Source organism: Streptomyces sp. R28 (assembly GCF_041052385.1).
Lineage (GTDB): Bacteria > Actinomycetota > Actinomycetes > Streptomycetales > Streptomycetaceae > Streptomyces.
The window spans coordinates 4178765-4188873 of record NZ_CP163439.1 but is presented as its reverse complement, the minus strand read 5'-3'; the positions used below and the strand labels follow the sequence as shown (position 1 = coordinate 4188873).

The following is a 10109-nucleotide window of genomic DNA, read 5'->3' as shown; positions in this document are numbered from 1 at the left end:
CAGGCCTGTTTAGTGAAAAAGATCGCCGATTCTTGGTAGCGGTAACACCTGATGAAGGAGGTCCGTCGCGGTGGATCTGTGTAGAGTTGCAGGAATCGTGGGACCTAATGGGTATAGGGGCTTCCGGTCCGCTCGGTAGTGGATATTGTCGTCCTGAATTTCGGATGCTCTCACTCGATGGATCGGTGCTTTCCTGTGGGACCACTTGGGAATCGGCGATAAGTGCGTTTGTGGTGCGGGAGCCGCACCGTTCGCAAGTCTTGCGTACGTTCGCTGAGTGGGTGGCGACGGGTGATATCGGGCACCCGGTGGAGAGTGCCGCGGCGCGTCGCTGGCTTGGCAACTTCTAGCCTCAATACCAGTGACTAAGTGAGATCCGGATCGGAATATGGGGAGGGGAGCCTCGATGAGGGCGGGCGTCCGCTTGGCTGCGGTCGCTGTGCTAGTTCTGACTTCCGCTGCCGCGTGCGGGAAAAGTTCCGGAAGCGACAACGTGAATTCAAAGGCCAGAGGGTCATCGGCGAACAGTGCCCCGCACAAGCCATTGACTGAGGCGGATCTGAAAACGGTGGCGCTCTCTGGCGGCGACGGATACGAGGTGTCCGGCTGGAGTCCTCAGAGCACCCGTCCTTCCAATAGGACAGCGGACCCTGCCGAGTGTAGTCCGGTTGTCCAGGCGCTCGGCAGCAGCAGTAGCGCTTACCCTGCTTACGCGCGTATCAACCGGCTATTCAGTCCGGAAGGAGCGGGTTCTGGGGCAGTCATGAATCTTGCATCGTACAGGATCGATGATGCAAAACGAGTGGTACGGGAATTCCGGATAGCGGCTGAGAAATGTACGTCCTTCAAGGATGTTGAACAGTCCTTCGAATACGATGATGTCGAAATGTAGTCTGACCCTGGATGTGGAGATTAATCCGTCTCCTTGCGACTCATTCAGGTTGTGTCGTACCCAGATGACGAGTCATTGAGGGTTCCTTGCGCGGTGGTGGTATCCCGAAAAGATACAACGGTCGCGATGTTTTACGACTTCAACCCCCCGAAAGGGCCGGATGGGAAGAAGCCAGCTGGCATCCCGGATGATCTCGGCACGGCGCAATTGGACAAGATCGGCGAGTTCGGCACCTTGAAGTGACCTCGGCACGGTGGCCATTTCCTCGACGAGGCGATGATCTATCGCAACATCCGGGCCGACTCTGAGATCGGCTACTGCGGCGTCACCGAGGATTGACTCCGCGGGCGTCGGCTGCCTATGCCCCGGCGGGTGGCTGTCAAGAGTGAGGAAAGGACTGGGGCGTCGAGGGAGACAGCGATCGAGGGAGTGTCGGACTCGCGGAGGCGGATCGTTCCGTCGGGTCCAGTGGCCAGTTCGAGGCAGTTGTTTCCCTCGCTGCTGTAAGACGACTTCTGCCAGTGGAGGGTGGGCACTTGGGAACCTTTCACAGATCGTCGATGATCTCGTGGATCAGGTCTCGGGAAGCGGACTCCTTGAGAGCGACTGCTTCGAAGCGGGTCATGAACGTGCGGTACTTCTCCAGCAGTAGGTCGGCGTGGAGGAACACGGACCCATGCTCGGAGTCGAGCTGCACCGTGTCCAGTTGGGGGACTGGCCCTTCCGCGTACAGGACGGTTTGGCCGGCGCCGGGAAAGACACCGGCGTCGTAAGGGGTCACCAGGACCGTCACGTGGTCCCGCTCACTCATCTCGACGACGTGCCGCAGTTGTTCGCGAGTGACGTCCCGGCCGCCGAACCGCATCCGTAGCGCGGCTTCGTGGACGATCGCCGTGTACGGGGTCGGCGCGTCCGAGAAGAGGATGCCCTGCCGCTTGATGCGGTGTGAGACGCGGTACTCGATCTCGGGTGGGGACAGCTGAGGGATGGACTGTCTGAAGATCAGGCGGGCGTAGTCGACGGTCTGGAACATGCCCGGGATGTGGGAGATCTGGGCCGTGCGGATCGCGACGGCGTGGTGTTCCAGTTCGGCGAGGTCGAGGAGGCCTGAGGGCAGGGTCTCGCGGTACCCGTCCCACCAGTCGAGGCCCCTTCTGGGAGTCCGTCGTGGCGACCGTAGCCCCGCCCGACACCTGGGCGTACGCCCTCCGACTCCCACATGACCCCCGTGCCGCACGCGTCGCGCGTGTGACCGTGCGAGCCGCCCTCAACGGCCACGGCAGGGCCGAAATCCTGGACGTCGTCGAGCTGTTGACGTCTGAGCTGGTCACCAATGCCTACCGGCACACCAACGGCCCTGCGTCCCTGCGCCTGACCGCCCTGAACGACGGGCGACTGCGGGTGGGCGTATGGGACACGAGCTCCTGCATCCCGGCCCCTTTCGATCAGCCGCCCGGCGTCCGCGTCCCGCCCGCACCGGCGGACGCCCTCGGTGGACGCGGGCTGCTCCTCATCCAGGAGTACGCCGACCGCTGGGGCGGCTGGCCCCTCGGTGATGGTCGCTCGATCGGGGTGCGGGGAAGCTCCTGTGGTTCGAGGTGGGTGGGAGGCGGGAGCGGGTGCGGGGGGTGGCCGCGTGATCCCAAACCGGCACATCATCCCGCGGCAAGGTTCCACCAAGATCCCGTGAACCGTTCCTAGAGACTGAGGGGGAGTGTGTCCTGTTGCCAGGACACACGCTCAGCCGAACGCCCCGAACGGTGTTGGGCGTTCTGGTCCCCCGTGTTCGCTCCGCAACCAGCGCGCACGGATCGTGTCCGTGGTCCGGGGATGCGGGGACGGGTTCCTTCACGCCCGAGGACTCCTGGTCCCGCCTGGACGGTCCGATGCCCCTGCTCATCACTCCGGTGAGCAGGGGGCGGTGCCGTCCGTCGCCGGATCGGGTGTCCCTGGGCGCGCCTTCCGATCGCCACGGCGGCCGCGTCATGGCGAGTGGTCTTGCGGGTGGTGCTGGTGAGGGGTTTCTGCCAGTGCTGGACGCCCCAGCGGCTGGTGTAAGCCGGGTCCACGGCGATGACCGCGATACCGGTGGCGTCGGCCATCGAGGTCAGTCGAGCACGGAGCTTTCCGGTGGGCATGCCGGAGATCAGCTGCCGGAAGCGTTTCCTGCGGCCGTGCTTCTCCCGGGTCTTCTCCGCGGCGAAGTCCAGATCCTCAACGGCGATGGCGCGGACACCGCACGTCCGGGCCCAGTGCAACAGCCGCGTGAGGGCGTGACGCACCTGGGCATCACGATGGTCCCGGGTGCCGGACAGGTCGTAGAAAAAGCGGCGCGGGGCGCCGGTCGGATTGCCGTGCATGTCCAGGCGCCACGCGGCGAGGTGGTCGGCGTTCATGTCCACGCCGATCGCCCCGTGCGCGAGTGCGGTCCCGACAGGGATGGCAGGGGTGGGCGGCATCTGCCAGGACGCGGTCACATACCAGCGGTCCCGGCCCGTATCCAGGTGGATGCGGTAGGCCACAGCCCGGTTCGCTGCGACGCGGTCGGCCCACTCGCCACCCCGGTGCGCGAACGTAACCCTGCTCGCGAGGACGTACCGTCCGTGCGGAGCGTTGGCCAGATACGCGAGCGGCGCGGGGAGTTTGATGCTCACCTCGCCGTCGGGGCTGACGCGGATCGTCTCATTGCCATACCGCTTGCCGGACTCACCGTCCGCCTGGCACAACCAGCGTTCCGCCTCCCAGCCCCGGCGCCATTCGGACTCGGTGAGCCCGGCCGCCTCCAGGTGCTGCCTGGTGCGGGCCAGCCGCTTGCCGCCTCGCACGACGTGCACAACTCCCGCCTCGCGGTCAGCCCGCGCGGCGGCCAGCCGGTTCTCCAAGACCCGTAGCCGCCGGGATTTCGCGTGCCACTCTCGCTGCGACCGGTAACCGCCCGGGGCTTGTCTGGTCCCCTTCTGCCCGACCGGCTGGGACAGCCGGTGCCCGATGGTGCGGATGCCGGCTTCCAGGTTCTGGATGTGGGCCAGCTGGCAGCGGCGGGCCAGTGCCCACTGATCATGAGTGGCCTTGGTGATACTGCCCGCCCACCGCGACGACGAGAGCGGCGTCAGCTCCCGCTTACGCACCGCCCACGTGTCACCGGAGTGCTCCAGGCCGTCCCGGCAACGGGCCTTGAGATCCTTCGACGCCAGCGACCCCAGATGCGCGCCCACCAGACGCAGCACCTTCTCATCGTCCGGTGCCAGCTGCTTGAGGCAGGTCCGGACGGCCACACCACTCGGACCGGACGCGACGAACGGCGCCGCCATGCCCCTCAGCTCCCCCACCCCGTCACCCCCGACCCCACCCGAAGAACCCTGTCACCGCATCCAACGAGCAGCTCCCGCAAAGGTCACCCATTCGACGCAAGAACGTCAGTTCCCCAATGGAAACCGACCCAACGGCCAAGGCACGCCACACGACACCGGCCATCGGCCACCGGCACTCACTCCCGCTCACCAGAACACATTTGAAGGCACTCCAGCGGCAGCAGCTCCCAACCCCGCCGACCGAGGTTCCGCACTGTCAGACCCCCGTGGAACACTGACCGGGTTGCGCAAGTGAACGGGGTGACCCGAGGGGCCGATGGGCCCGAGCGGTCGGTGGGGAGCAGGTCCTGATGAGCAAGCGGCAAGTGCAGAAGATGCTGCGGCTGATGGCGAGCGGAGAGCCCGTCGAGCTCACCAGCCCCATGGCCTCCGTGAAGAAGCTCGCCACGCTGGCCTTCACCGCCCAGCAGTTCGGGTACGAGTACATGGACGTACGGCAGAGCGGTGGGCGGAACAACGCGCTCGTCATGTTGATCGCGCCCGACCCCAGCCCCCAGGCCCGCGCCCGCGCCGCACAGAACTGGGCGCAGTATCCGAACGCCGGTGACGGGGTCTCCGTGCCGCCTCTCGTGCCGGACGCCTTCGAGCTCCTCAAGGCCCGCATCAACTTCGATCTCACGGGCAAGCACGCCGAGAAGAAGATGTGGTGGGCGGCGGGTGGCATCACCCTCGGCTTCGTGGTCGCCGTCGCGAAGGCCGGCGGGGATGCCGATGCCTTCCTCTTCGCCGGTCTCGGGTGGGTCGGCCTCATCGGCCTGCTCGGCATCGGCCTCGTCGTCACCCGCAAGCGCAACGCCAAGTTCGCGGCCCGGCTCCAGGCCGCCGGGTTCATGCCGATCACCGACGAGACGGGGCGGGTGCGCTATCTGCCGCCGGGTGCGCAGATGCCAGGCCAGTTCCCGGGCCAGTTCCCGGGGCAGGGCAACCCCTTCGCCGCCGGGCCCTACGGCCACCAGCCCCCGCCCGCCGCCCCCACCCCGGCCGGTTACGGCCAGCAAGCCCCCGGCCCGTACGCCGGCCAGCCCGCCGCCCCGGGTGCGTACCCCGGCCGGCCTGCCGCTCCGGGCGCCTACCCCGCCCAGCCCGCTGCCCCGGCCCCCGGCCCGTACGGCAACCAGCCGACCCCGGGTCCCCATGGCGCTCCCCAGACCCCGGGCCCGTACGCCTCCCCGCAGCCGCAGCCGCAGCCGCCGTACGGCCAGCCGCAGGCCCAGCCCGCCTACCCGCCACAGCCCTACCCCCAGCAGAACCCCCACTGGCAGCCCCCGCAGCGCTGACGCCGCCGCCCCTGTGTCCCGTCCCTATATCTCGCCCTTATATAGGGACGACCGACACAACCTCTCATCCGCCCTCCCCGCCGGGTGAGAGCAAAGTTCCCTTCCGGTCACTCGGTGCCACAGCGCGGAAACGAGCCCTCCCTACCTTCGGGGTCAGCCACTCATAGCGAGACCGAGCCCCGAAGTACCGTGGAGGCGTCATGACAGCCCCTAGCACAGCCCCCGCCGCGAGCAGGGGAGGCCGCTGGATCGATCACTGGGACCCCGAGGACGAGACTTTCTGGAACGAGACCGGGGAAAAGGTCGCCAAGCGGAACCTCTTCTTCTCGGTTCTCTCCGAGCACATCGGGTTCTCGATCTGGACCCTGTGGTCCGTGATGGTGCTCTTCATGGGGCCGGAGTACGGGCTCACCCCCGCCGACAAGTTCACCATCGTCTCGATGGCCACCCTGGTCGGCGCCATCGTCCGCGTGCCGTACACCTTCGCCGTCGCCATCTTCGGTGGCCGGATGTGGACGGTCATCTCGGCGAGCATGCTGCTCCTGCCGACGGTCGCCGCGTTCGTCGTGATGGAGCCGGGGACCTCGTTCACCACGTTCGTGCTGTGCGCGATGCTGGCCGGTGTCGGTGGCGGGAACTTCGCCTCCAGCATGACCAACATCAACGCCTTCTTCCCCCTGCGCAAGAAGGGGTGGGCGCTCGGTCTGAACGCCGGGGGCGGCAACATCGGCGTGCCGGTCGTGCAGCTCGTCGGTCTCGCGGTCATCGGTGCCAGCGGCGGCCCGCGCCTGCTGCTCGGTATCTACATCCCGTTCATCGTGATCGCCGCCGTCCTCGCGTGGCTCAAGATGGACAGCATCTCGTCGGTGAAGAACGACACCGGTGCCGCCAAGGACGCTGTGAAGCAGGCCCACACCTGGATCATGTCCTTCCTCTACATCGGCACCTTCGGCTCCTTCATCGGATACAGCTTCGCCTTCGGTCTCGTCCTGCAGACCCAGTTCGGCCGGACGCCGCTCCAGTCCGCCTACGTCACCTTCATCGGCCCGCTGCTCGGCTCCCTGATCCGCCCTGTGGGCGGCTGGCTCGCCGACCGGTACGGCGGTGCGAAGATCACGCTGTGGAACTACGTCGCCATGGCCGCCGCGACCGCGGTCATCATCGTGGCCTCGATGCAGAAGTCGCTGCCGCTGTTCACCACCGCGTTCATCGCCCTGTTCGTGCTGAGCGGGCTCGGCAATGGCTCGACGTTCAAGATGATCCCCGGCATCTTCCACAACAAGGCCCTCGCCAAGGGGCTCACCGGTGAGGACGCCGCCGCCTATGGCCGCCGGCTCTCCGGTGCCTCCATGGGACTCATCGGCGCGGTGGGCGCGCTCGGCGGCCTCGGCATCAACCTCGCCTTCCGCCAGTCCTTCCTCACCGTGGGCTCCGGCACCGGCGCCTTCGTCGCCTTCCTCGCCTTCTACGGAGCCTGCTTCGTGGTCACCTGGGCCGTATACCTTCGCCGCCCGGCCGCCTCGGAGACGCACGCCACAGCGACCTCGGAGGCAAAGCCGCAGCTCAGCTACGCGGAGGTGTGACGTAACACCGCTGACATGAAGCCGAACCGAGCCTGTCACGCACCGTTGACAGGCTCGATCGGCATGCAGGTGTACCCACCAAGGGTGCGATCAGGAGCCGCTCCCGGCCGACCCCGGTGGAACCACCTGGCGCAGGCACCACAACTCGAGTGCGGGACGAGAGTTATGTACGACGAACAGCAGCAATCCGACCATGGGCCCCTCGCGGGGTTCACCGTGGGCGTGACCGCCGCGCGCCGCGCCGACGAGCTCGGAGCCTTGCTCCAGCGGCGCGGCGCCGCCGTGCTGCACGCCCCTGCCCTGCGTATCGTGCCGCTGGCCGACGACAGCGAGCTGCTCGCCGCCACCAAGGAGATCATCCAGCGGACGCCGGACATCGTGGTCGCCACGACCGCGATCGGCTTCCGGGGCTGGATCGAGGCCGCCGACGGATGGGGGCTGGGCGAGGACCTGCTGGAACGGCTGCGCGAGGTCGAGATCCTCGCGCGCGGGCCGAAGGTCAAGGGCGCGGTCCGGGCCGCCGGGCTGACGGAGGAGTGGTCGCCGTCCAGCGAGTCCATGGCCGAGGTACTGGACCGGCTGCTGGAGGAGGGCGTCGACGGGCGCCGGGTCGCCATCCAGCTGCACGGGGAGCCACTGCCCGGGTTCGTGGAGTCGTTGCGCGCCGCCGGAGCGGAGGTGCTCGGGGTCCCCGTGTACAGGTGGCTGCCGCCGGAGGACATCGGCCCGGTCGACCGCCTGCTGGACGCGACGGTCTCCCGCGGCCTGGACGCCCTCACTTTCACCAGCGCCCCGGCCGCGGCGTCCCTGCTGTCGCGGGCCGAGGAGCGCGGGCTGCTTCCCGAAGTGCTCGCCGCCCTCAACCACGACGTCCTCCCCGCCTGCGTCGGCCCGGTCACCGCGCTGCCCCTGCAGGCCCTCGGCGTCGACACGGTCCAGCCCGAGCGGTTCAGGCTCGGTCCGCTGGTCCAGCTCCTGTGCCAGGAGCTGCCCGGCCGGGCCCGGTCGCTGCCGGTCGCCGGGCACCGGGTGGAGATCCGCGGGCACGCGGTCCTGGTCGACGGCGCACTGCGCCCCGTGCCGCCCGCGGGCATGTCCCTGCTGCGGGCCCTGTCCCGCCGGCCGGGCTGGGTGGTGCCGCGCGCGGAGCTGCTGCGCGCGCTGCCGGGTGCGGGGCGGGACGAGCACGCGGTGGAGACGGCGATGGCCCGGCTGCGGACGGCTCTCGGGGCGCCGAAGCTGATCCAGACGGTGGTGAAGCGGGGGTATCGGCTGGCGCTGGATCCGGCGGCGGACACGAAGTACGCGGACGTGTGAGCTTTCTCGCCCCCGCCGTCCTTATGCGTCCCATGCCCAGAGGCTGCTCCGCCCCTTTGACTCCGCCCCTTTGACTCCCCCAGGGGGCTCCAGCCCCGCCCCCTGGGCCCAGCCCCGCCCCCTGGACCCCGTCGGCCTGAACGGTCTCCTGCTCAAACTCCCCCGGAGGGGGCGCCCCCGGACGGGCTGGAATGAGCCGACCGGTGCTGATCAGCCGGCCGCTGCATCCGGTCAGCCACCCGCTGCATCCGGCCGTACAGCACCAACGCCCGCCCCAAGCACCCCAACGCCACCGTCGACAACCCCGCCCGCACCCCATTCCACGCCACCCACGGATCCTCGAACTCCTCCCGCAGGGCGGCTGGATCCCCGCCGCCCGCAAGGCCGTCGTTCAGCGGGATGTTGAACCCGACGGTGACCACGAAGGCCAGCCCGTACGCCGCCACCGCCGCCCACACCCACCACCGGTACGGCGCCCCGCGCAGCTGCCACGCCGACACCCCCGCCAGCACGAGCGCCCCGACGAAGCTCAGGAAGAACACCGGGTTCTGGATCACGTCGTTGACGTCGCGCATGACCTCGACGTACACCCGGTCATCGCTCCGCGCCAACCCCGGCATCACCGCGCACGCGAAGACGTAGAAGGCCCCGGCGATCAGGCCCATCGCGACCGTGGCCGCGCCCAGTACGGTTCCCACGACTGTGCTGTTCCTTGTCATGTTCTCCAGTCAACGGACCCGCGCGCACCCCGAACATGGCCGTCACGCGCAGCTCCATAAGCGTTCGTCCAGCCAACCCCCGGTACGAGGGGTTCCGGCGCCGCCACCGGGCAGGCACTGTTGGAGGGAACGCTTCTCCCAGCTCTTCCCCCAGCCCTCTCACGGCACCTCACCGACCCCTGATGACCGGGGTGACCCCTAGGCGGTGACAGGCACATGGCACTGGGTACGGTCACGGACGCGTACGAGCTGCGGTTCGACGCCGGGCGGACCTGTCTGGATCTCCTCGCGACCACACACCCCGAGGAACGGTTCGACTCCGTCGAGGTGTTGTGCGCCTGGATCATCGGCGCCGGGCTCGTCCCGCCGGGCACCACGCTGGCCCACGCCGACGGCTCCTGGCTCGTCGAGTTCCGCGAACTGCGCGGACGTATCGGACAGTTGGTGCGCGGAGGACTCGCCCCCGAGCCCTGGCCGTCGTACGACGTCGCGCTCGCCCGCGTGAACGACCTCGCCTGCGCCGCGCCCCCGGCTCCCCGTGCCGTACGGGATGAAGACGGCAGCCTCGTGAGGAAGTTGGATCATCCGCCCGAGTGCGCCGCGCTGCTCGGCGCCCTCGCGCGGGACGCCGTGGAACTGCTCACCGATCCGGTCGCGCGGGCCGGGCTGAGGGAGTGCGAGGGCGACAACTGTCCGATCGTTTATCTCGATTCGTCCCGGGGGCGCAGGAGGCGCTGGTGCTCCAGTGAGGTCTGCGGGAACCGCGAAAGGGTCGCCCGGCACCGTCGCCGCGCGGCCCTCGCCCGCGCCTGACGGTCCGTTATGCGGCTTCTGTGGAACGACTGTCGAAGTGATTTCGATTACATGCCGTTTACCTACGCACCCGTAGGGAAGCCGCGACTCGATCTTGCCGTTGTGGGGGAAATGTAAAGATCGCACGGTGGGAATGT

At 68.3% G+C, this 10109-nt stretch carries 7 protein-coding genes and 2 pseudogenes; 5 read left to right on the top strand and 4 right to left on the bottom strand.

Going from position 1 to position 10109, the window contains the following annotated elements:
- Positions 1-1206 precede the first annotated feature (1206 nt).
- Both AB5J49_RS18525 and AB5J49_RS18520 read right to left on the bottom strand, forming a co-directional pair.
- Positions 1207-1428 (bottom strand): DUF397 domain-containing protein, encoded by a 222-nt coding sequence (locus tag AB5J49_RS18525; RefSeq protein WP_369169734.1) that lies wholly within the window; start codon positions 1426-1428, stop codon positions 1207-1209.
- Positions 1429-1439: 11 nt separating this feature from the next.
- Positions 1440-2111, bottom strand: a complete 672-nt coding sequence (locus AB5J49_RS18520) for a DUF5753 domain-containing protein (RefSeq protein ID WP_369169733.1) — start codon at positions 2109-2111, stop codon at positions 1440-1442.
- Here AB5J49_RS18520 and AB5J49_RS18515 point away from each other — a divergent pair.
- Positions 2060-2532: pseudogene (locus AB5J49_RS18515) on the top strand (ATP-binding protein). The gene AB5J49_RS18520 and the pseudogene AB5J49_RS18515 overlap by 52 nt on opposite strands.
- Before the next feature lie 57 nt (positions 2533-2589).
- On the opposite strand, the pseudogene AB5J49_RS18510 reads toward AB5J49_RS18515, so the two are convergent.
- A pseudogene (locus AB5J49_RS18510) lies at positions 2590-4221 on the bottom strand (IS200/IS605 family accessory protein TnpB-related protein).
- A gap of 332 nt (positions 4222-4553) precedes the next feature.
- Here AB5J49_RS18510 and AB5J49_RS18505 point away from each other — a divergent pair.
- The 3 genes from AB5J49_RS18505 (at position 4554) to AB5J49_RS18495 (ending at position 8440) form a co-directional block, all read left to right on the top strand.
- Entirely contained in the window at positions 4554-5540 is a 987-nt protein-coding gene (locus tag AB5J49_RS18505) for a hypothetical protein (RefSeq protein ID WP_369169732.1), read from the top strand.
- A 200-nt stretch (positions 5541-5740) separates the two neighbouring features.
- Entirely contained in the window at positions 5741-7123 is a 1383-nt protein-coding gene (locus tag AB5J49_RS18500; RefSeq protein WP_369169731.1) for a nitrate/nitrite transporter, read from the top strand.
- 165 nt (positions 7124-7288) lie between these two features.
- Positions 7289-8440: a uroporphyrinogen-III synthase gene (locus AB5J49_RS18495; RefSeq protein WP_369169730.1), complete on the top strand. Its 1152-nt coding sequence runs from the start codon at positions 7289-7291 to the stop codon at positions 8438-8440.
- A gap of 152 nt (positions 8441-8592) precedes the next feature.
- Here the strand turns inward: AB5J49_RS18495 and AB5J49_RS18490 are convergent, their stop codons facing one another.
- Positions 8593-9138 carry a DUF1772 domain-containing protein gene (locus AB5J49_RS18490; protein WP_369169729.1) on the bottom strand — a complete coding sequence of 182 codons (546 nt, stop codon included), beginning with the start codon at positions 9136-9138 and terminating at the stop codon, positions 8593-8595.
- A 237-nt stretch (positions 9139-9375) separates the two neighbouring features.
- Here AB5J49_RS18490 and AB5J49_RS18485 point away from each other — a divergent pair, with 237 nt between their 5' ends.
- Positions 9376-9972, top strand: a complete 597-nt coding sequence (locus AB5J49_RS18485) for an ABATE domain-containing protein (RefSeq protein ID WP_369169728.1) — start codon at positions 9376-9378, stop codon at positions 9970-9972.
- Positions 9973-10109: the final 137 nt, after the last annotated feature.